The sequence below is a fragment of the Micromonospora sp. IBHARD004 genome (assembly GCF_052814115.1).
In genome coordinates, this window is sequence record NZ_CP199934.1 from 1111676 (window position 1) to 1130885 (window position 19210).

The 19210-nt window shown below is 73.8% G+C and carries 21 protein-coding genes; 14 read left to right on the forward strand and 7 right to left on the reverse strand.

The genetic code is table 11. The features are described 5' to 3' along the window. Positions 1 to 70 precede the first annotated feature (70 nt). The 7 genes from ACTWO6_RS05500 to ACTWO6_RS05530 all read left to right on the forward strand — a co-directional run bounded on the left by ACTWO6_RS05500 (position 71) and on the right by ACTWO6_RS05530 (position 6286). On the forward strand, positions 71 to 1132 hold the full coding sequence (locus ACTWO6_RS05500; protein ID WP_446218558.1) for a hypothetical protein: 1062 nt from the start codon (positions 71 to 73) through the stop codon (positions 1130 to 1132). 47 nt (positions 1133 to 1179) lie between these two features. Beyond that, positions 1180 to 2634, forward strand: coding sequence for a magnesium chelatase (locus ACTWO6_RS05505; RefSeq protein WP_446218559.1), 1455 nt, complete (start codon positions 1180 to 1182; stop codon positions 2632 to 2634). 2 nt (positions 2635 to 2636) lie between these two features. After that, positions 2637 to 4589, forward strand: coding sequence for a vWA domain-containing protein (locus tag ACTWO6_RS05510; RefSeq protein ID WP_446218560.1), 1953 nt, complete (start codon positions 2637 to 2639; stop codon positions 4587 to 4589). A gap of 122 nt (positions 4590 to 4711) precedes the next feature. Continuing rightward, positions 4712 to 5203, forward strand: a complete 492-nt coding sequence (locus ACTWO6_RS05515; protein WP_446218561.1) for a hypothetical protein — start codon at positions 4712 to 4714, stop codon at positions 5201 to 5203. Positions 5204 to 5232: 29 nt separating this feature from the next. After that, positions 5233 to 5499, forward strand: coding sequence for an FUSC family protein (locus ACTWO6_RS05520; protein WP_446218562.1), 267 nt, complete (start codon positions 5233 to 5235; stop codon positions 5497 to 5499). Further along, entirely contained in the window at positions 5496 to 5735 is a 240-nt protein-coding gene (locus ACTWO6_RS05525) for a hypothetical protein (protein WP_446218563.1), read from the forward strand. Before ACTWO6_RS05520 ends, ACTWO6_RS05525 begins: the two co-directional genes overlap by 4 nt. Further along, complete coding sequence (locus ACTWO6_RS05530) at positions 5666 to 6286, forward strand: hypothetical protein (protein ID WP_446218564.1); 621 nt, start codon at positions 5666 to 5668, stop codon at positions 6284 to 6286. Before ACTWO6_RS05525 ends, ACTWO6_RS05530 begins: the two co-directional genes overlap by 70 nt. Positions 6287 to 6451: 165 nt before the next feature. Here the strand turns inward: ACTWO6_RS05530 and ACTWO6_RS05535 are convergent, their stop codons facing one another. After that, positions 6452 to 7423 carry a GlxA family transcriptional regulator gene (locus ACTWO6_RS05535; RefSeq protein ID WP_446218565.1) on the reverse strand — a complete coding sequence of 324 codons (972 nt, stop codon included), beginning with the start codon at positions 7421 to 7423 and terminating at the stop codon, positions 6452 to 6454. Between the two features lie 70 nt (positions 7424 to 7493). Here ACTWO6_RS05535 and ACTWO6_RS05540 point away from each other — a divergent pair, with 70 nt between their 5' ends. Next, complete coding sequence (locus tag ACTWO6_RS05540) at positions 7494 to 8795, forward strand: MFS transporter (protein WP_446218566.1); 1302 nt, start codon at positions 7494 to 7496, stop codon at positions 8793 to 8795. 40 nt (positions 8796 to 8835) lie between these two features. Here ACTWO6_RS05540 and ACTWO6_RS05545 read toward each other — a convergent pair whose 3' ends face one another. The 3 genes from ACTWO6_RS05545 to ACTWO6_RS05555 are packed head-to-tail and all read right to left on the reverse strand — an operon-like array spanning position 8836 to position 10416. Further along, positions 8836 to 9555, reverse strand: a complete 720-nt coding sequence (locus ACTWO6_RS05545) for an RICIN domain-containing protein (protein ID WP_446218567.1) — start codon at positions 9553 to 9555, stop codon at positions 8836 to 8838. Positions 9556 to 9613: 58 nt separating this feature from the next. After that, positions 9614 to 9898 carry a DUF427 domain-containing protein gene (locus ACTWO6_RS05550; RefSeq protein ID WP_446218568.1) on the reverse strand — a complete coding sequence of 95 codons (285 nt, stop codon included), beginning with the start codon at positions 9896 to 9898 and terminating at the stop codon, positions 9614 to 9616. A gap of 47 nt (positions 9899 to 9945) precedes the next feature. Next, complete coding sequence (locus tag ACTWO6_RS05555; RefSeq protein ID WP_446218569.1) at positions 9946 to 10416, reverse strand: aminoacyl-tRNA deacylase; 471 nt, start codon at positions 10414 to 10416, stop codon at positions 9946 to 9948. 94 nt (positions 10417 to 10510) lie between these two features. Here ACTWO6_RS05555 and ACTWO6_RS05560 point away from each other — a divergent pair, with 94 nt between their 5' ends. The 4 genes from ACTWO6_RS05560 to ACTWO6_RS05575 all read left to right on the forward strand — a co-directional run bounded on the left by ACTWO6_RS05560 (position 10511) and on the right by ACTWO6_RS05575 (position 14751). Further along, positions 10511 to 11908, forward strand: a complete 1398-nt coding sequence (locus ACTWO6_RS05560; RefSeq protein ID WP_446218570.1) for an FAD-binding oxidoreductase — start codon at positions 10511 to 10513, stop codon at positions 11906 to 11908. After that, a complete protein-coding gene (locus ACTWO6_RS05565) occupies positions 11905 to 13248 on the forward strand; it encodes a class I SAM-dependent methyltransferase (RefSeq protein ID WP_446218571.1) in 1344 nt (447 codons plus the stop codon). Before ACTWO6_RS05560 ends, ACTWO6_RS05565 begins: the two co-directional genes overlap by 4 nt. Before the next feature lie 89 nt (positions 13249 to 13337). After that, complete coding sequence (locus ACTWO6_RS05570; RefSeq protein WP_446218572.1) at positions 13338 to 13898, forward strand: helix-turn-helix domain-containing protein; 561 nt, start codon at positions 13338 to 13340, stop codon at positions 13896 to 13898. Next, complete coding sequence (locus tag ACTWO6_RS05575) at positions 13891 to 14751, forward strand: SRPBCC domain-containing protein (RefSeq protein WP_446218573.1); 861 nt, start codon at positions 13891 to 13893, stop codon at positions 14749 to 14751. Before ACTWO6_RS05570 ends, ACTWO6_RS05575 begins: the two co-directional genes overlap by 8 nt. 110 nt (positions 14752 to 14861) lie before the next feature. Here the strand turns inward: ACTWO6_RS05575 and ACTWO6_RS05580 are convergent, their stop codons facing one another. After that, positions 14862 to 15998: a low temperature requirement protein A gene (locus ACTWO6_RS05580; protein WP_446218574.1), complete on the reverse strand. Its 1137-nt coding sequence runs from the start codon at positions 15996 to 15998 to the stop codon at positions 14862 to 14864. Positions 15999 to 16499: 501 nt separating this feature from the next. Here ACTWO6_RS05580 and ACTWO6_RS05585 point away from each other — a divergent pair. Continuing rightward, a complete protein-coding gene (locus tag ACTWO6_RS05585) occupies positions 16500 to 17144 on the forward strand; it encodes a CHRD domain-containing protein (RefSeq protein WP_446218575.1) in 645 nt (214 codons plus the stop codon). A gap of 86 nt (positions 17145 to 17230) precedes the next feature. Here the strand turns inward: ACTWO6_RS05585 and ACTWO6_RS05590 are convergent, their stop codons facing one another. After that, positions 17231 to 18433: an RNA polymerase sigma factor gene (locus tag ACTWO6_RS05590; protein WP_446218576.1), complete on the reverse strand. Its 1203-nt coding sequence runs from the start codon at positions 18431 to 18433 to the stop codon at positions 17231 to 17233. A 5-nt stretch (positions 18434 to 18438) separates the two neighbouring features. Further along, positions 18439 to 18771 carry a YciI family protein gene (locus tag ACTWO6_RS05595; RefSeq protein WP_446218577.1) on the reverse strand — a complete coding sequence of 111 codons (333 nt, stop codon included), beginning with the start codon at positions 18769 to 18771 and terminating at the stop codon, positions 18439 to 18441. Between the two features lie 122 nt (positions 18772 to 18893). On the opposite strand from ACTWO6_RS05595, the gene ACTWO6_RS05600 reads away from it, so the two are divergent. After that, positions 18894 to 19127: a zinc-ribbon domain-containing protein gene (locus tag ACTWO6_RS05600; protein WP_130340386.1), complete on the forward strand. Its 234-nt coding sequence runs from the start codon at positions 18894 to 18896 to the stop codon at positions 19125 to 19127. The last annotated feature ends 83 nt before the right edge of the window (positions 19128 to 19210 follow it).

The following is a 19210-nucleotide window of genomic DNA, read 5'->3' on the forward strand; positions in this document are numbered from 1 at the left end:
CCCCGGCCGGGGGAGCAGGTTCACCGTCGCACGGGAGGGTTCGCGGCGCGGGCCCGCCGAGGCTGGAGCCATGACGACGACAACCATCGCTCCCACCCACCGCGCCGGGCGGGCCGCGCCGCTCGCCGCCGGCTGGCTCGGGCTCTGGGGAGTCCTCGCCCTGGTCGCCACGGTCACCGGCACCGGCTACCCGTTCGGCGTCGACGCCCCGGACGGCGACGCCAACCTGCTGCGGCTGATCCCCGTTCCGGTCGGGCCGCCGCTCTTCGCGGCGCTGCTGCTGACCGCGGCGGTCGCCGCGCTCGCCATGAACGAGCCGGCGGCGCACCCGTCCCGGCCGCTGCGGGCCCTGCTGCTCGGCTACGGCTGGACGGTCGCCTTCGTCCTGGCCGTGGTCGTGCCGGACGCGCGGGTGCTGATCATCCTCGGCTACGCGCCGATGCTCCTCCTCGGGGCGCCGTTCGGCTGGCCGCCGGTCGACTACGCCGACGTCTTCACCTGGGCGCTGTTCGCCAGGGCCGCCGCCATGGCCGGCGGGGTGCTGCTGGCCCTGGCGGTGCTGGGCTGGCAGCGGCGTACCGCCGGGGCCTGCCCCGGCTGCGGCCGGGACGGCGCCGACCACGGCTGGACCACCCCCGCCGCCGCGGCCCGGTGGGGTCGGTGGGCGGCGTACGTCGCCGCGGCCATCCCCACCCTGTACGCGCTCACCCGGTTCGCCTGGGCGGCCGGCATCCCGCTCGGCATCTCCCGCAGCTTCCTCGACGAGATGCAGGAGAGCGGACAGGTCTGGGCCGGCGCCGGTCTCGGCGCGTTCGCCGTGGTCGGCGCGGTCCTCACCCTCGGGCTGGTGCGGCAGTGGGGTGAGCGGTTCCCGCGCTGGCTGGTCGGGCTGGCCGGCCGTCCGGTGCCGGTGCCGCTCGCCGTGGTCCCGGCCGCGCTGGTCTCGCTGGCGGTGACCGCGGCCACCCTGGGGCTGCTGACCCTCCCGGGCTTCTGGCGGCTGACCGGCGGCTTCAGCATGGCCAGCGCCCCTATGCTGCTCTGGCCGTTCTGGGGGCCGGCGCTCGCCGCCGCCACCTACGCCTATCACCTGCGCCGCCGGGGCGCCTGCCGGCGCTGCGGTCGGGGCTGAACGGTGATCGGCGGGAACGGGCGAAATCCTGAGATAGCGTTGCTCGGGTGACTGCGCCAAACCAGGTTTCCCCGGTCCCGCCCGCCGACCTGCCCGGCACGCTCGGTGAACTGCGGGCGTCCGGCCACTACTACCGCACGGTCAAGCAGGAGATCCGCGACAACCTCCTCGCCCGGATGCGCTCCGGCGAGGACCGCTTCCCCGGCATCGTCGGGTACGAGGACACCGTCCTGCCCGAGGTCGAGCGGGCCCTGCTCGCCGGCCACGACATGGTGCTGCTCGGCGAGCGCGGCCAGGGCAAGACCCGGCTGATCCGCTCGCTCGGCGCGCTGCTCGACGAGTGGACCCCCGTCATCCCCGGCTCGGTGCTCAACGAGCACCCCCTGCACCCGCTCACCCCGGCCTCCCGCACGCTGGTCGCCGAGGCCGGCGACGACCTGCCGGTCGGTTGGCTGCACCGCTCGATGCGGTACGGCGAGAAGCTGGCCACCCCGGACACCAGCGTCGGCGACCTGATCGGCGACGTCGACCCGATCCGGATCGCCCAGGGGCGCACCCTCGGCGACCCCGAGACGATCCACTTCGGGCTGGTGCCCCGGACCAACCGGGGCATCTTCGCGGTCAACGAGCTGCCCGACCTGGCCGAACGCATCCAGGTGGCGCTGCTCAACGTGCTGGAGGAGCGGGACATCCAGGTCCGCGGCTACCAGCTGCGGCTGCCGCTGGACCTGCTCCTGGTGGCCAGCGCCAACCCGGAGGACTACACCAACCGGGGCCGGATCATCACCCCGCTGAAGGACCGCTTTGGCGCGGAGATCCGCACCCACTACCCGGTCGACCTGGAGCTGGAGCTGGCCCTGATCCGGCAGGAGGCCGACCTGGTCGCCGACGTGCCGGAGCACGTGCTGGAGGTGCTGGCCCGGTTCGCCCGCGCGGTCCGCGAGTCGCCGTCGGTGGACCCGCGCTCCGGCGTTTCCGCCCGCTTCGCGATCGCCGCCGCCGAGACGGTCGCCGCCGCCGCGCTGCGCCGCGCCGGCCTGCTCGCCGCCGGTCCCGCTCCCGAGGGGGTACGCCCCGAGGCACCGGTCGCCCGGGTCGGCGACGCGGTCTCCGTCACCTCCACGCTGCGCGGCAAGGTCGAGTTCGAGAGCGGCGAGGAGGGGCGGGAGATCGAGGTGCTGGCCCACCTGCTCCGTACCGCCACCGCCGAGACGTTCCGGGCCCGGCTGGCCGGGCTGGACCTGTCCGGGTTCACCGCGCTGGTCGCCGAGGACGAGGTGATCGAGACCGGGGAGCTGGTCTCCTCGGCCGAGCTGCTGCGCCAGGTCGGCACCGTGCCGGGGCTGGCCAAGGCGCTGGACCGACTGGGGCTGGGCGACGCGCCGACTCCGGAGCAGGCCGCCGCCGGGGTCGAGTTCGTCCTGGAAGGGCTGCACCTGACCCGCCGGCTCGGCAAGGACGTCACCGAGTCGGGTCGGACCGTCTACGGCGGCCGGGGCTGACCATGGCCGGCAACCGGTTCCGGTACGGCCAGTGGCGGGGCGGGCCCGACCCGCTCGCCCCGCCGTACGACGTGCGCGCCGCCGTGGACGCGGTCGGCGCGGAGGTGCTGAACGGCGGCAGCCTCCGGGAGGCGCTGCGCGACCTGCTGCGCCGCGGCCCGCAGGGGCGGGGCGGCCTGGACGACCTGGCCGCCCGGGCCCGGCGGCTGCGCCGCGACGCGCTGCGCCGGGGCGACCTGGACGGGGCGGTCACCCGCGCCCGGGCCCTGCTCGACCAGGCCCTCGCCGCCGAGCGGGACGAGCTGCGCGGCCGCGACGGCGACGACGCCCGCTTCGCCGAGGCGGTGCTGGACAACCTGCCGCGCTCCACCGCCCGCGCGGTGGAGGAGCTCTCCGGCTACCAGTGGGCCAGCGACGAGGCCCGGCAGACGTACCAGCGGATCCTCGACGGGCTCCGCGGCGAGGTGCTGGAACAGCGCTTCGCCGGGCTGCGGGACGCCGCCCGGGCGGCCGCCGACCCGGCCGCCCAGCGACAGCTCGGCGAGATGATGCGGGACCTCAACGACCTGCTGGGGCGGCACGCCCGCGCCGAGGACACCACCGACGCGTTCGCCGAGTTCATGCGCCGGCACGGCGAGTTCTTCCCGGAGCAGCCGAAGGACGTCGACGAGCTGGTCGACGTGCTGGCCCGCCGGGCGGCGGCCGGGGAGCGGCTGATGCGGTCGCTGTCCGACCGGCAGCGGGAGGAGCTTGCCGGGCTGATGCGCCAGTCGCTCGGCGAGCAGTTGGCCGGCGAGCTGTCCGCGCTCGACGCCCACCTCCGGGCGCTGCGCCCCGACCTGAACTGGCAGCGCGGTGAGCGGGTCCGCGGTGACCAGCCGCTCGGCTACGGCGAGGCGACCGGGGCGCTCGGCGAGATCGCCGAGCTGGACGAGCTGCTGGACTCCCTCGACCAGGAGCACGCGGGCGCCACCCTGGACGACGTCGACGTCGACGCGGTGGCCCGGACGCTGGGCCGGGACGCCGCCGACGACGTACGCCGGCTGCGGGAGCTGGAGCGGGAGCTGCGCCGGCAGGGCTGGGTGAGCCGGGACGCGGACGGCCTGACCCTGAGCCCGAAGGCGCTGCGCCGGCTCGCCGGCACCGCGCTGCGCCGGGTCTTCGCCGACCTGACCGCCGGGCCGCGCGGTCAGCACGACCTCCGCTCGGCGGGCGCCGCCGGCGAGGTCAGCGGGGCGTCCCGGCAGTGGGAGTACGGCGACGAGCAGCCCCTCGACGTGGTGCGCACCCTCACCCGCGCGGTACGCCGGGCCGGGCCCACGGTCCCGGTGCAGCTCGACGTCTCCGACTTCGAGGTGGTGGAGACCGAGCGGCGGGCGTCGGCGGCGGTGGCGCTCTGCGTGGACCTGTCGTACTCGATGATCTCGCAGGGGCGGTGGGGGCCGATGAAGCAGACCGCCCTCGCGCTGTCGCACCTGGTGGCGACCCGGTTCCCGCAGGACGCGCTGCAGATCATCGGCTTCGGCCGGGAGGCGCTGCCGCTGACCCAGCAGGAGCTGGCGGCGGTGGAACCGGACATGGAGCAGGGCACCAACCTGCAGCACGCGTTGCGGCTGGCCGGCCGGCACCTGCGCCGCCACCCGGGCGCGGAACCGGTGGTGCTCGTGGTCACCGACGGCGAACCCACCGCCCACCTCGACCCGGAGGACGGCGAGGCCTACTTCCACTGGCCGCCGCTGCCGGAGACGATCGAGGCCACGGTCCGCGAGGTGGACAAGCTCACCCGCTACGGCGCCACAATCAACCTCTTCATGCTCGGCGACGACCCGGGCCTGCGCCGCTTCGTCGACGCCGTGGCCCGCCGCTCCAAGGGCCGCATGTTCACCCCGGACCTGGACGACCTGGGCGAGTACGTCGTCAGCGACTACCTCCGCGCCCGCCACGGCCGCCGCTGACCCCTTCCCGCCCCCTCGCCCCGTCGATCATGGAGTTGTGGTCGTGGGCGAATCCCCTCATCCGGGTGAAACGGGCCCCATAACTCCCTGATCGATGGGTGGGGGCGGGGTTGACTGCGGGGATGGAGAGCGGGGGGTTGCGGCGGGTCTACGACGAGGTGCTCGCGGAGGTGGACGCGGGCGGGTTCGGGGCGCCGGCCGAGGGGGAGCTGAGCGCGGAGCAGATCGTGGCGCACCTGGCCGCCAACGACGAGCTGCTGAGCGAGGCGACCGAGGCGGTGCTCGCCGGGTCGCCGTTCGCCTACTACGACCTGGAGACGATCCACCGCCCGCAGCTCGACGCGCTGGTCTCCGAGTGCGGTGGGCTGGACGGGGTGGCCAGCCTGCTCCGGGCCACCAGCCAGAAGCTCTGCGTGCTGATCGAGCGGCTAGGCCCGGCCGCCGAGACCCCGGTCGAGACCCACCTGCGCGAGGGCTTCGACCTGAGGGTCGACCAACACCTGCCCTGGGGACGCACCCTCGACCTGCACACCCGCGTCCACCTGCCGATGCATCTGGCCCAGCTCCGGGTGCTGCGGGACGGCGCGGCCCGCGCACCCGTGGCCGGGTCGTAGCCGCCCGGCCTGGTGAAGCCTCCCGTTGGATGTCGGTCCGCCGGTCGGCGTTCGACACCACCGGACCCGGCCGGCTGCGGCACCGGATCCGGGTGGCCGCGCCGCTGATCGTCCAAGGCGCGCTGATGGCCGGCGTCGCGTGGTGGATCTCCCAGTCGCTCTTCGGCCACGGGACGCCGATCTTCGCCGCCACCGCCGCGCTGATCTGCCTGACCGGCGGAGTGGGCGGCCGGGGGCGGCAGGCCGTCGACCTGTTCGTCGGGGTGCTGGCCGGTGTCCTGGTCGGGGAGGCGTGAGCGCGCTGCACACCGGCAACGCGTTCTGGTTGATCGTGCCGGCGATCGCGCTGGCCATGTCGATGGCCGCGCTCGTCGACCCCCGGCCGTTGACCTACATCCAGGCCGGCGCCGCCGTGCTGATCGTGGTGGCGGTCGGGGCGGCGAGCTCCCCGGTGGCTACCTGGTGGACGCGGCCGTCGGCGGTCTGGTCGGGCTGCTCGGCAGCCAGGTGCTGTTCAGCCCGGACCCGGTGAGGCTGGTCGAGGCACCCGTCCGGGGGATCCTGCGGGACACGGCGGACGCCCTGCGTACCGCGGCCGAGGCGCTGCGCCGGGGCTCGGTGGCGCAGGCGCGCGCCGCCTGCGAACAGGCCCGAGACGCGCACGCCCGGCTCGGGGAGCTGGCCGGGGCCCGCGCCGCAGCCCGGCGGGTCACCGGTCGCACCGTACGAGGCAGCCGGCGGTTGGCCCGGCTGCGGCGGGCCGACCGTCCGCTCGACGACGTCGACGTGCTGGTCGCCGCCGTCCTGCTGCTCTGCGACGACGTGCAGACCCGACTGGCCCGGGCCGCGTCGCCGGCGACCGATCCACTGCCGGCCCGGCTGACCGAGCTGGCCGACGGGGTGGCCGAGCTGGCCGCCCTGCCGCTACCGGCCATGGCGCCCGCGATGACCGCCCCTCCCGACCACCACCGACGATCCGCCACCCACACGCCGCCCACCCAGTACCCCCCGACCACCGAGGCCCACCTCCACGACGCCCGCACCGCCCTCCACCACCTCCACCCCCCACCCCCCACCCCCTGACCCCCGCCCAGTCCCGTGTCGATCTTGCAGTTGGTGCCCCGGCAAAAGCCGCAAACAGGCCATCGGAGGGGCCCCAAGTGCAAGATCGCCGGAGCGGGGAGCGGGGAGCGGGGAGCGGGGAGCGGGGAGCGGGGAGCGGGGAGCGGGGAGTGGGGGGTGGGGGGGTTAGGGGGTGTGGCGGAAGGTGCGGCGGTAGGTGGCGGGGGCGACGCCGAGGCGGTGGTGGAAGTGCTGGCGCAGGGCGGCGGTGGTGCCGAAGCCGGCGTGCCGGGCCACCTGGTCGACGGTCAGGTCGGTGGTCTCCAGCAGGAGCCGGGCGTGCTCGGTGCGCTGCTGGAGCAGCCACTGCGCCGGGCTCAGCCCGGTCTCGGAGCGGAAGTGCCGGGTGAAGGTGCGCACGCTCATCCGGGCGTGCCCGGCCAGGTCGCGCAGCGCGACCGGCTCGTGCAGCCGTTGCCGGGCCCACTCCCGGGTCGCCGCCGTGCCGGTCTCCGCCGCCCGGGGGATCGGCCGCTCGATGTACTGGGCCTGGCCGCCGTCCCGCCACGGGGGCACCACGCAGCGCCGCGCCGCCCGGTTGGCCACCTCGCTGCCGTGGTCGGTGCGGATGACGTGCAGGCAGAGGTCGATGCCGGCGGCCACCCCGGCCGAGGTGAGCACCCCGTCGTCGATGAAGAGCACCTCCGGGTCCAGGTCGACGTCCGGGTGCAGCTTGCGGAACAGGCTGGCGTACGCCCAGTGGGTGGTGGCCCGGCGGCCGTCGAGGAGCCCGGCGGCGGCGAGCACGAAGGCTCCGGTGCAGATCGACATGATCCGGGCGCCCCGCGCGTGGGCCGCCCGGAGCGCCGCCGCGACGTCCGGGTCGACCGTGCCGTCGGTCAGTGCGGGCCCGCCGTGGATGCCGGGGACGACCACCGTGTCGGCGGTCTCGGTCAGCTCCAGCCCGTGGTCGGGGAGGACCTGGAAGCCGGCCGTGCTGCGGACCGGTCGACCGCCCGGGGTGCAGGTGTCGACGGTGTAGAGCTGCGTCAGGTCGTCGGTGCGGGCGGTGCTGAAGACCTGGGCCGGGGTGCCGAGGTCGAGGCCGACCACCTGGTCGACGGCGAGCACCGCGATCTGGTGCGCGACGAGGGTCATGGCCCGATTATTGCGCATGATGGCTTTCCGGCCACTCGTCGTTCCGGCCGCCGACGCCGAGACTCGTACGGTGACCCGATTCCGCCGTCTCCACCCGGCCTGGTCCGTCGCCGCCGTCGCCTTCGTGGCGCTGGTCGGCGCGGCCGGCTTCCGCGCCACGCCCGGGGTGCTGCTGCACCCGCTGCACGCCGAGTTCCGCTGGCCGCTGGCCACCATCTCGGCCGCCGTCTCGGTCAACCTCATGCTGTACGGGCTGACCGCGCCCTTCGCCGCCGCGCTGATGGACCGCTTCGGCATCCGCCGGGTGGTGGCCGGCGCGCTGGTGCTGGTGGCGCTCGGCAGCGGGCTGACCGTCTTCATGACCGCGAGCTGGCAGCTGATCCTCTGCTGGGGCGTCCTGGTCGGGCTGGGCACCGGGTCGATGGCGCTGGCCTTCGTGGCGACCGTCACCGGGCGCTGGTTCGTCCACCGGCGGGGCCTGGTGACCGGGGTGCTGACCGCGGGCGGGGCCGCCGGGCAGCTGGTCTTCCTGCCGCTGGTGGCGGTGCTGGTCCGCGACCACGGCTGGCGGGTGGCGGCGCTCGTCGTCGCCGGGGCCGCGCTGGCGGTCGTACCGCTGGTGGTGTGGCTGCTGCGCGAGCACCCGGCGGATCTCGGGCTGCCGGCCTACGGCGCGACCGAGGTGGTGTCCCCGGCGCCGCCGGCGGGCGGCGCGGCGGCCCGGGCGGTCGGCGCGCTGGCCCAGGCCGCGCGGACCCGGCCGTTCTGGCTGCTCGCCGGCGGCTTCGCGATCTGCGGGGCGACCACCAACGGCCTGGTCGGCACCCACTTCGTGCCGGCCGCGCACGACCACGGCATGCCGGAGACGACCGCCGCCGGGCTGCTCGCCCTGGTCGGGCTCTTCGACATCGTCGGCACGGTGGCCTCCGGCTGGCTCACCGACCGGATGGACAGCCGGCTGCTGCTCGGCATCTACTACGCGCTGCGCGGCGCCTCGCTGCTGGTGCTGCCCGGCCTCTTCGCCGGTACGGCCCATCCGAGCATGCTGGTCTTCATCGTCTTCTACGGCCTGGACTGGGTGGCCACCGTGCCGCCGACGGTGGCCCTGTGCCGGGAGTACTTCGGCGCCTCCGGCGCGGTGGTCTTCGGCTGGGTCTTCGCCGCCCACCAGGTCGGCGCGGCGATCGCGGCCACCGGCGCCGGGCTGGTCCGGGACCGGCTCGGCGACTACGCCCTGGCCTGGTACGTGGCCGGCGCCCTGTCGATCGGCGCGGCCGGGCTCTCGCTGCTGCTGCGCCGCCGGGGACCGGCGCCCGTGCCGGTCGCGCTGCCCGTGGCGGCGGGCGGCCGGGCGTGGAGCTACCGGGGCTGAGGCGCCTCGCCGGGCCCGGCCCGGGACATCGGGGAGCCGGTCAGCCGACCGCCCACTGCTGCTCGGGCGCGCCCGTGCAGGGGGCCTGTTCGAGCTCGTCACCGGCCTCGGTGCCGGCGTCGTCGACCTGGGCGCACTTGCCGCTGTGCACGGCGACCAGCAGCACCGGGCCGGCGCCGGTCGGGGCGAGCCGCCACTGCTGGTTGGGCTGGCCGTTGCAGGACCACTGCTGCACGTCCACGCCGTCGTCGGTGCGCTGCCCGTCAACGTCCAGGCATCTGCCGCTGGCCGCGTTGGTCAGGGTGAACACGTCGGCGGCGACCGGGGTCGCCACCCACTGCTGTTCGGGCCCGCCGGTGCAGTCGGCCAGCTGCGCGTCCGCCCCCTCGGGGTCGTCGTCGGTCACCCCGACGCAGAGCCCGGAGGCGGCGGCCCGGAACACCCTGGGCCCGGCCGCCGGCGCCGGCGGGGTGGTCGGCGCGGCGGTGGGCGAGGGCGCGGCCGGGGTGGTCGGCGCGGCCTCGGTGGTCGGCGCCGCCCCGGTCGGCCCGTCGGCCGGCGGGGTGGGCGCGGCCGCCGCGGGCAGCACCGGCTCGTCGTCGCCGCCGAGCACGCCGGTGGCGAAGAACGCCCCGAGCAGTACGCCCACCAGCGCCACCCCGAGCGCGATCCGCATCAGCGGGTCCCGCGGCAGGCCGGGGCGGGCCGTGCGGGGGGCGCCGTACACGGTGCCGGGCGGGTCGGTGTGTGGGTCGGACATGGGGGCATCCTGACCCACGGCCACCGTCGGTGGCCAGTCGCCCCGGTGCCGGGGTGACTCAGTCGACGACCCGGACGTCCTTCCAGAAGGCCACCCGGTCGCGCACCATCGCCGCATCCGGTTTCGGGTCCGGGTAGTACCAGACCGCGTCGGCGCTGGTCTTCCCGTCGTGTTCCAGCGTGTAGTACGAGGCGGTGCCCTTCCAGGGACAGACGGTGTGCGTGGCGGAGTCGCGGATCAGGTCGTCGCGCAGCGCCGCGCGGGGGAAGTAGTGGTTGCCTTCGACCACCACGGTGTCGTCACTCTCGGCGACGATCAGGTCGTTCCAGACGGCTTTCGGCATGGTCCCCACGCTATGCCGCCCCAGCGGCGGCGGCCAGCGGCCGGCGGTCAGCGGGCGGGCTCGGGGTCGGTGACGTCGGCGACCGTGGCCGCCAGCGCCGTGACGGCGGCGTCGGCGTCCACCGCGACGGCCACCCCGTGCTCGCCCGCGCCGAGGGTGATCTCCCGGCCGCGCAGCCGCTCGTCGGCCACCACCGGCCAGGCGGTGGTCGAGCCGAACGGGGTGATGGTGCCGCGCTCGTAGCCGGTGGCGGCCCGGGCGGCCTCGGCGTCCGGCATGGACAGCCGGCTCACCCCGAGCAGGGCGCGCAGCTTGGGCCAGGAGACGACCCGGCCGCCGGGGGTGAGCACGAAGAGGTGGTCGTCCTCGCCCCGGCGTACCACGATCGTCTTGACCACGTCGGGGACCGCGACGCCGCGGGCGGCGGCGGCCTCGGCGAGGCTCTGGACCGGGCCGTGCCGGATGACCCGGTACGGCAGGCCGGCGGCGTCGAGGGCGGCGATCGCGGGGGACGGCATGCCCGCCACGGTAACCCGGCGGCCTCGTGCGGGACGCGAAATGGCCATCGTGGACATCCCACCGGATCGGGCGGTCGAGGCGTAATGTGATCTCATGCGCGCGGAGCGTGTGGATCATCCGGTTGACCATGATCAGGCGGTGGACACGCTGCGGCGGTCGTACGCCGCGGTGCCACCCGGCGAGCCCGTGCGGCTGGCCAAACGCACCTCCAACCTGTTCCGACCCCGATCGGCGCCCCGGACGCCGGGGCTGGACGTCAGCGGCCTGACCGGGGTGCTCGGCGTCGACCCGGCCGCCCGCACGGCCGACGTGCAGGGCATGTGCACCTACGAGGACCTGGTCGACGCGACCCTGCCGCACGGGCTGATGCCGCTGGTGGTGCCGCAGCTGCGCACGATCACCCTGGGCGGCGCGGTGACCGGGCTGGGCATCGAGTCCACCTCGTTCCGCAACGGCCTGCCGCACGAGTCGGTGCGGGAGATGGACGTGCTCACCGGGGCGGGCGAGATCCTCACCGTCCGGCCGGAGGGCGAGCACGCCGACCTGTTCCGGGCCTTCCCCAACTCGCTGGGCAGCCTCGGCTACGCCACCCGGCTGCGCATCGAGCTGCAACCGGTCCGTCGGTACGTGGCGCTGCGCAACATCCGGTTCAGCCGGCTGGAGGAGCTTGCCGAAGCGATCCGCGACGTGGTCGCCAAGGGGGAGTGGGCCGGCGAGCCGGTCGACGCGATGGACGGGGTGATGTTCAGCCCCGGCGAGGCGTACCTGGTGCTGGGGACGTTCACCGACGAGGCGGAGCGGCCCAGCGACTACACCGGCCAGGACATCTACTACCGCTCGTTGCGCCGGCGCACCCGGGACGCCCTCACCACGTACGACTATCTCTGGCGCTGGGACACCGACTGGTTCTGGTGTTCGGCGGCGTTCGGGGTGCAGCATCCGGTGGTCCGCCGGTTCTGGCCGGCGCGGTACCGGCGCAGCGACTTCTACCACCGGCTGGTCCGGCTGGAGCACCGCCACCAGGTGGCGGCGCGGGTCGACCGCTGGCGCGGCCAGCCGGCCCGGGAGCGGGTGGTGCAGGACGTGGAGATCCCGCTCGACGGCACCGCCGAGTTCCTGCGCTGGTTCGACCGGCACGTGGGGATGACCCCGGTCTGGCTCTGCCCGCTGCGGCTGCGGGAGCCGGCCGGCCCGGGATCCGCCCGAGCGTGGCCGCTGTATCCCCTCCAACCGGGCGAAACGTATGTGAACATCGGCTTCTGGGGAAGCGTGCCGATCGCCGAGGGCGCCGCCGACGGCGACGTCAACCGGGCAGTCGAGCGCGCGGTGTCGGAGGCGGGCGGGCACAAGTCGCTCTACTCGGACGCGTACTACGACCGCGCGGCGTTCGACCGGCTCTACGGCGGCGAGACCTGGCGCGCGGTGAAGGACCGTTACGACCCGGACCACCGGCTCACCGGACTCTACGAAAAGGCGGTAAGACGTCAATGAGCCTGATCGACCGTGAACAGGGGGCGGCGGACGCCCCGTCCGGCCCGCCGGCGGGAGGCCGGCGTACGGGCCCGACCGTGGCGGACGTGGTCCGTGCGGTCACCACCGGCGCGCTGCCGGTCCGCGTCACCGGGTACGACGGCAGCGCCGTCGGCCCCGCCGACGCCGGGATCACCCTGTCGATCCGCTCCGAGCGGGGCCTGTCGTACCTGCTGACCGCGCCGGGCGACCTCGGCATGGCCCGGGCGTACGTCAGCGGCGACCTGGGGTTGGAGGGCGTCCACCCGGGCGACCCGTACGAGGCGCTGCGGGTGCTCAAGGACGAGATGCCGCTGCGGCTGCCGCCGGTGCCGGAGGCGCTGGCCCTGGTCCGCGGCCTCGGCTGGGAGCGGCTGATGCCGCCGCCACCCCCGCCGCAGGAGGCGTCGCCGCGCTGGAAGCGGGTGGTGAACGGGTTGCGGCACTCGCGCACCCGGGACAGCACCGCGATCTCCCACCACTACGACGTCTCGAACGCCTTCTACGAGAAGGTGCTCGGCCCGTCGATGACGTACACCTGCGCGGTCTTCCGCAGCCCGGACGACACGCTGGAGCAGGCGCAGCAGGCCAAGTACGACCTGGTCGCGAACAAGCTGGCGCTGAAGCCGGGGATGCGGCTGCTCGACGTCGGCTGCGGCTGGGGCGGCATGGTCCGGCACGCGGCCCGGGAGTACGGCGTCAAGGCGCTCGGGGTGACCCTGTCGAAGGCGCAGGCCGAGTGGGCGCAGGCGGCGATCGAGCGGGAGGGGCTGGGCGAGCTGGCCGAGGTGCGGCACCTGGACTACCGGGACGCCCCGCGCGAGCAGTTCGACGCGATCTCCTCGATCGGGCTGACCGAGCACATCGGGGTGCGCAACTACCCGGCCTACTTCGGCTTCCTACGGGACCGGCTGCGGCCGGGCGGGCGGCTGCTCAACCACTGCATCACCCGGGCGGACAACCGGGCCCCGCACCGCTCCGGCGCGTTCATCGACCGGTACGTCTTCCCGGACGGCGAGCTGGCCGGGCCGGGCCGGCTAATCAGCGAGATCCACGACGCCGGGCTGGAGGTGCACCACGAGGAGAACCTGCGGCAGCACTACGCGCTGACCCTCGCGGGCTGGTGCCGCAACCTGGTGGAGCACTGGGGCTTCTGCGTCGGCGAGGTGGGGCAGGGCACGGCCCGGGTGTGGGGGCTCTACATGGCGGGCTCGCGGATGGGGTTCGAGCGCAACGGCATCCAGCTGCATCAGGTCCTCGCCACTCACAACGGCCGGGACGGCGTCAACGGCTACCCGCTGCGTCCCGACTGGACGCCGTGACGATCTGACGAGAGGGGACGGCCGCGCGGCCGTCCCCTCTCGTCGTTCCCATTGACAAAGAAGTTTTGTACGTACAAACTGATTTTGCCATGAGAGACGTCCTGTACCTGGAAGAGCGCGAGCAGGCCGAGGTCCTGCTCAAGCCGCAGCGCATCGAGGTGCTGCGGCAGCTGGCCGAGCCGCGCACCTGCACCGAGGTCGCCGCCCTGCTGGAGCAGACCCCTCAGCGGGTCTACTACCACGTCAAGCAGCTGGTCGCGGCCGGCCTGGCCGAGCAGGTCTCGACCCGCAAGGTGCGCGGCATCAGCGAGGGCATCTACCAGGCCGCCGCCCGGTCGTACTGGCTCTCACCGCGGCTGGTCGGCCGGATCGGCGGGCTGCGCCGGGCCCGGGACGAGCTGAGCCTGGGCTACCTGCTCGACCTGATGGAGGAGGTCCAGGCCGACGTCGCGGCGCTCGACCGCACCGCGCCCGAGCTGCCGTCGATCGGCGTCTCCGGCGAGATCCGGGTGCCGGCCGAGCGGCGCCAGGAGTTCCTGCACGACCTGCAGTCGACGCTGCGGGACCTGTTCACGCGCTACGGCGGCGCCGAGGGGGACGCCTTCAAGCTCGCCGTGGCCTGCTACCCGAAAGGCGACAACCATGAGTGACCTGCTGACCGTGCGGGCCCGCCTGGCCGCGCCGGCCGAGGCCGTCCGCCACGCCCTGACCCACCCGGCCGAGCTGCGCGTCTGGCTGGCCGAGCACGCCGAGGTCGAGCTGCCCCGGCAGTACGCGTTCTGGGGCCGCTTCACCCCCGAGGGCGACGCGCCGCACCAGCGGCTGCTCCACGTCGACGAGCACGTACTGCGCTTCGCCTGGCCGCTCGACGGGGTGGAGACCACCACCGAGTTCGAGCTGACGCCCGAGGGGGAGACCACCGTCCTCACCCTGCGGCAGAGCCACTTCGACTTCGCCGAGGCGATGAGCGGCAGCAGCATCCGCGGTGTCCTGCAGACGTTCTGGGCCCTGGGGATCGCCAACCTGGCCGCCCATCTGGAGGGCCGGCCGCTGCTGCCCCGGACCGACTTCACCTCCGCCGACCTGCGCGGCGCGCTGACGATCGCCGCCCCGATGGACCGGGTGTGGGAGTCGCTGACCGACTCCGAGCAGGCCAGCGCGTGGTTCGGGTACCCGATCGGCATCGAGCCCTGGGTCGGCGGCCGGTACGCCATGGGCGGCTTCGAGTCCGGGCACGCCGCCAAGGTGGTCGACCTGGAGCCCGGCCGGAAGATGTCCGTCGACTGGGGACCGGTCGGCGTCACCACCTGGGAGCTGGCCGAGTCCGCCGGGAAGACCAAGCTGACCTTCGTGCAGAGCGGCTTCGACGAGGGCAACCCGCCGTACGCGGCCTGGAGCGGGTCGGTCGCCGGGCTGGCCGAGCTGCGCCGCTACCACGAGATGGCGGAGTGGCAGCCGATCTGGCTCTCCGTGGAGATGCCGACGGCTGACGCGACAAGCTGACCAAGGATTCAGAAGGTCAGGGCCCGAGTCCCGCTGGGAGCGCACCGCAGGGAAGCCTCCGACCAGCCCAAAGGCGAGGTCGGGGGCTTCTTTCACAGTCCAGCGGTGGGCTAGCCCGCTGCCGCGCGCGGTGGAGTGGGGGTGCTTGGATTACGGCGCCAGCCGGCGACGTCGCCGGCGGCAACCCCGAAGAGGATCGCCACCATCGTTGCGGCGACCGCCAGCGGCGGTACGGCGATCATCGCGGGAGTGATGGCCGCCAGCACGGCGAGCCCGATCCGTCGCGAGTACGACACCCGGCCGAACACGGTGTACTCCAAGCGGGCCCGGCCGAGCAGGAACAGCACCGGTCCGGCCATGATCGCCGCGGTCCATGACGCGTTCGGGCGCGCCAGCGGCTGGGCGATGACGAGCCGGTCAGCGACGCTGACGGTGATGGCGGCTGCCGCGATGAGGAGATGGGTGTACGCGGTGGAACGGCCCAGGTGTGCGGGATTCGCCGATCGAGCGAGCGCCTCGCACATCAGCTCACCCGCCCGGTAGATGTAGATCCGCCAGAGCAGACCGGTGACGGCGAAGGAGACCACCAGCGCGGCCACACTGTAGAGGCCGAAGTCGCTCGCCCCGAAGGTGGTTCCGGCGACGATGATGGTTCCGCCGAGTGCCACGATGACGATCTGCCGAAACCGCTCGGACATGTGCGCCGCAGCGAGCCCCCACTCCGAGATCGGGGATCGGCCGGCCCCAGGTGTGGGAAAGTCGAGCCGGGCCGCAACGTACTCCATGGTGATGGCGAGCGCCCACAGCGCCACCCGCAGCCGCTCGCTGCTGGCGGCGCCAAGCAGCCAGGGCACGGCCGACACGGCGAACCAGAACAGCGTACGCAGGCTCCGGCGGCGCAACTCGTGGCGGCGCAGGAGGACCACCAGGTACAGGGTGCGCCCCAGCTGAACGGCGACGTACGTGCCGGCGAAGAACCAGCCGCGGCGGCCGAAGGCGTCCGGCACCGCGGATGCCAGCATGAGGCTGCCCAGCATGATCCCGATGACGGTCAGCTGGGTCGAGGCCCGTTCCGGATCGAGCCGGTCGGTCATCCAGATCGTCATCATCCAGATCCACCAGACGGCTGGCAGCAGCACCATCGCCTGCACGAGATCGAGCCAGTCCAGTTCGTCGATCAGGCCCTGGGAGACGCGGTCGAGCGCGAACACGAAGACCAGGTCGAAGAACAGCTCGAGAAATGTCACGTGCTGCGGGCTGGTGGGATCGCGCAACACCCCAGCATCGCTCGCCGGCATCGGCACGCCCTTCCGAAAGTCGGTCACTGTTCCGCGCCCGGCTGTCGTACCACGCGGACCGACGCCGCCGAGCCGAAACGGCTGGCCCGCCGGCTCCACCAACTGACGTCACCAAAAGGGCCTGCTGTCACCCCATCGTGGTACAGGGGCCCCTGCCGGTGCGAAGTCGCGCAGGACGTGGGCCGCCGGTCAACGGGTTCCGAAGATCTCTCGTGGTCGGATCTGGGAAGACGACCGCGACATCGGGCAAATGTGGGAAAATTTCACTATAGGGGCGCCTGTTCAGCCCGAGTGCCGCAGCTCATCAGGACTCTCGTTCTCGGCTGAACGGCGCCTTCCTGCCTGTGTCCCCCAAATGATGGCAAACCGCCGTCAACGAGGTTGGGCCCAGGCTTCGCCTAGGAAGGAGCAGCAGTAATGGTGGGACGTACCCGACTGTGGGCAGTAGCGATGGCGGTCAGCGCGGCGGTGGCGAGCACCGCCGTGGGAAGCGCGGCGATGGGCGACGGAGGAGGCGACCCCCGCGACTCGCACGACTCCCGCGACTCGCACGACTCCTTCGACTGGCGGGACGCAGGCAACACCGACTCGCGGGACGGAGGCAACGAGCGGGAGCGGGGGACCGTGCGGGCGAAGCTCAGCGGCTTCGAGGAGGACCCGCTCACGATCTCGACGCCCGGCTCGGGTCGGTTCGTGGCGCACATCGACGAACGGGAGAAGGAGATCGAGTTTGAACTGAGTTACGAGGACCTCGAGGGAGACGTCCAGCAGGCGCACATCCACTTCGGGGGGAGACACCAGAGCGGCGGGATCGCCGTCTTCCTCTGCTCGAACCTGAAGGACGCGAAGGGCGGCGCGCCAAAGGGCGTTCAGCCCTGCCCCAAGTCTCCCGCCACGATCGAGGGAACCATCAAGCCCGGTGATGTCATCGGCCCGGCCGACCAGGGCATCCAGCCCGGAGAGTTCGACGAGCTCGTCGACGCGATCGAGGCCGGCGTCACGTACGCCAACGTGCACACCTCGAAGTACCCGATGGGCGAGATCAGGGGCCAGATCAGCGACGACCGCGACGACGACCACGGCGACGACGACTGACCGGGGTGCGCTCCCTCCAGAAGGCATCCGCTCATCCGGTGATGAGTGGATGCCTTCCGGGGCCGGGGTGCCATGTCTGCGGACGCTCAACCCGCCAGACCCGCGGCGCGCCTGAGCAACGCCCGTCGCTCCGCCGCAGAGCCCACCGCATCGGCGGCGGCCCGGAACAGGGCGGCGGCGCGGACCGGGTCGCCGTGGCGGGCGGTCAGCTCGGCCTCCGCGGCCAGTGCCGGCGGGTAGCCGTCGAGCGCCCCGCCGGAGCGGGCCTCGGCGACCAGGGCCAGCCCGACCGCCGGACCGTACGCGTACCCGTGGGCCACCGCGCGGTTGAGCCGGATCACCGGCGTGGGGCGGATCAGGGCCAGTTCGTCGTACCAGCGGGCGATGGCTGGCCAGTCGGTGTCGGCGGCGGTCGGCGCGGTGGCGTGGCAGGCGGCGATCCGGGCCTGGAGCGCGTACGGGCCATGACCGGCCCGGGCGAGCACCGCGAGGCCCTCGGCGATCGCGGCGTGGTCCCAGCGGGAGCGGTCCTGCTCGTCGAGGGTGAGCAGGTTGCCGTCGGCGACCCGGCGGGCCGCGCGCCGGGAGTTCTGGAAGAGGAAGAGCGCGAGGAGAGCGGCGACCTCCGGCTCGTTCGGCATCAACTCGTCGAGCAGCCGAGCCAGGCGGATCGCCTCGTCCGCGAACGCCGGCTCGCCGTCGGGGTCGTATCCACGGGTGAAGAGCAGGTAGAGCACGGCCAGGACGCCCGGCAGTCGCTCGACCAGCGCGGACCCGGTCGGCACCCGGTACGGGATGCCGGCCGTGGCGATCTTCGTCTTGGCCCGGGTGAGCCGCCGGGTCATGGTGGACTCGGTGACCAGGAACGCGCGGGCGATGTCGGCGGTCGGCACCCCGGCCACCGTGCGCAGCGTCAGCGCGACCCGCGCCTCCAGGGCCAGCGCCGGGTGGCAGCAGGTGAAGATGAGCCGCAACCGGTCGTCCACCACGTCCCCCTCCGGTGGCGCCGGCTCCGGGTCGGTGAGCAGCGCCAGGTCCCGCAGCTTGCGGCGCTCCACCGTGGCCCGGCGCAGCACGTCCACGGCCCGGTTCCGGGCGGCCGTCATCAGCCAGCCGCCCGGATTCGCCGGTACGCCGTCGCGGGGCCAGCGCTCCAGCGCCGTGGCCAGCGCCTCCTGGGCGCAGTCCTCGGCGAGCGTCCAGTCACCGGTGACGCGGATCAGCGTCGCCACGATCCGCGGGTACGCCTCGGCGCCCGCGCCGGCGACCGCGTCTGCCGCGTCGGTCACCGGTGTCAGTCCAGGTCCACGAGGGGCCGCAGTTCCAGCCGGCCGCTGTACGCCATCGGGTGGGTGCGGGCCACCTCGATCGCCTCGTCCAGGTCGGCGCACTCGAGCAGGTCGAAGCCCACGATCACCTCCTTGGTCTCGGCGAACGGGCCGTCGGAGAGGAGCAGCTCGCCGTCGCGTACCCGCACGGTGGTGGCCGCTGACGCGGGCCCCAGCGCGCTGCCCATGAGCCGCTGGCCCCGGCCGTCCCGCTCGGCCACCCACTCGTCGATGTCCGGGGCGGCGGTCGGGTCGGTGTCCGGCTCGGTGTCGGTGCAGACGAACATCAGGTACTTCATCGGTTCGCTCCTCGGTGTCGTGGTTGCAGCAGCCTGACGAACGGCCCCCGCGGATCCGGACACCTGCTTACCAGAATTTTTTCGGTGGTGATTTTCCGGGCCCGGCTGGGTACTGCCGGGCGATGTTCTTCATCTTCGGGCTCCGTACCAAGGTCGACCGGTCCGGTGTCGTCACCCGGGTCTGCCGCAACTGCGGCAACCAGGCCGCGCAGGTGATCACCCGCCGGTCCACCAGGTTCACCCTCTTCTTCGTCCCGCTGATTCCGGTGCGGACCCGGTACACCCAGCAGTGCACCTTCTGCGGCGCTGAGTACGACATCGCCAGGGCCGAGGCGCAGCGCCTCCCGGTCGGCTGACCATGGCCCGCTTCCTGTGCTGGCTGATCGGCCGGCAGCCGGTCGTCCCGGCGACCGCCCCGGTGCACACCGTCTCCCGGCCG

Excerpts from the sequence above, each read along its gene's own strand:
- ACTWO6_RS05515 (WP_446218561.1), top strand. The coding sequence starts at position 4,712 with ATGGAGAGCGGGGGGTTGCGGCGGGTCTACGACGAGGTGCTCGCGGAG.
- ACTWO6_RS05600 (WP_130340386.1), top strand. The coding sequence starts at position 18,894 with ATGTTCTTCATCTTCGGGCTCCGTACCAAGGTCGACCGGTCCGGTGTC.
- ACTWO6_RS05545 (WP_446218567.1), bottom strand. The coding sequence starts at position 9,555 with ATGTCCGACCCACACACCGACCCGCCCGGCACCGTGTACGGCGCCCCC.
- ACTWO6_RS05550 (WP_446218568.1), bottom strand. The coding sequence starts at position 9,898 with ATGCCGAAAGCCGTCTGGAACGACCTGATCGTCGCCGAGAGTGACGAC.
- ACTWO6_RS05560 (WP_446218570.1), top strand. The coding sequence starts at position 10,511 with ATGCGCGCGGAGCGTGTGGATCATCCGGTTGACCATGATCAGGCGGTG.
- ACTWO6_RS05555 (WP_446218569.1), bottom strand. The coding sequence starts at position 10,416 with ATGCCGTCCCCCGCGATCGCCGCCCTCGACGCCGCCGGCCTGCCGTAC.
- ACTWO6_RS05565 (WP_446218571.1), top strand. The coding sequence starts at position 11,905 with ATGAGCCTGATCGACCGTGAACAGGGGGCGGCGGACGCCCCGTCCGGC.
- ACTWO6_RS05575 (WP_446218573.1), top strand. The coding sequence starts at position 13,891 with ATGAGTGACCTGCTGACCGTGCGGGCCCGCCTGGCCGCGCCGGCCGAG.
- ACTWO6_RS05585 (WP_446218575.1), top strand. The coding sequence starts at position 16,500 with ATGGCGGTCAGCGCGGCGGTGGCGAGCACCGCCGTGGGAAGCGCGGCG.
- ACTWO6_RS05535 (WP_446218565.1), bottom strand. The coding sequence starts at position 7,423 with ATGACCCTCGTCGCGCACCAGATCGCGGTGCTCGCCGTCGACCAGGTG.
- ACTWO6_RS05500 (WP_446218558.1), top strand. The coding sequence starts at position 71 with ATGACGACGACAACCATCGCTCCCACCCACCGCGCCGGGCGGGCCGCG.
- ACTWO6_RS05510 (WP_446218560.1), top strand. The coding sequence starts at position 2,637 with ATGGCCGGCAACCGGTTCCGGTACGGCCAGTGGCGGGGCGGGCCCGAC.
- ACTWO6_RS05570 (WP_446218572.1), top strand. The coding sequence starts at position 13,338 with ATGAGAGACGTCCTGTACCTGGAAGAGCGCGAGCAGGCCGAGGTCCTG.
- ACTWO6_RS05595 (WP_446218577.1), bottom strand. The coding sequence starts at position 18,771 with ATGAAGTACCTGATGTTCGTCTGCACCGACACCGAGCCGGACACCGAC.
- ACTWO6_RS05520 (WP_446218562.1), top strand. The coding sequence starts at position 5,233 with ATGTCGGTCCGCCGGTCGGCGTTCGACACCACCGGACCCGGCCGGCTG.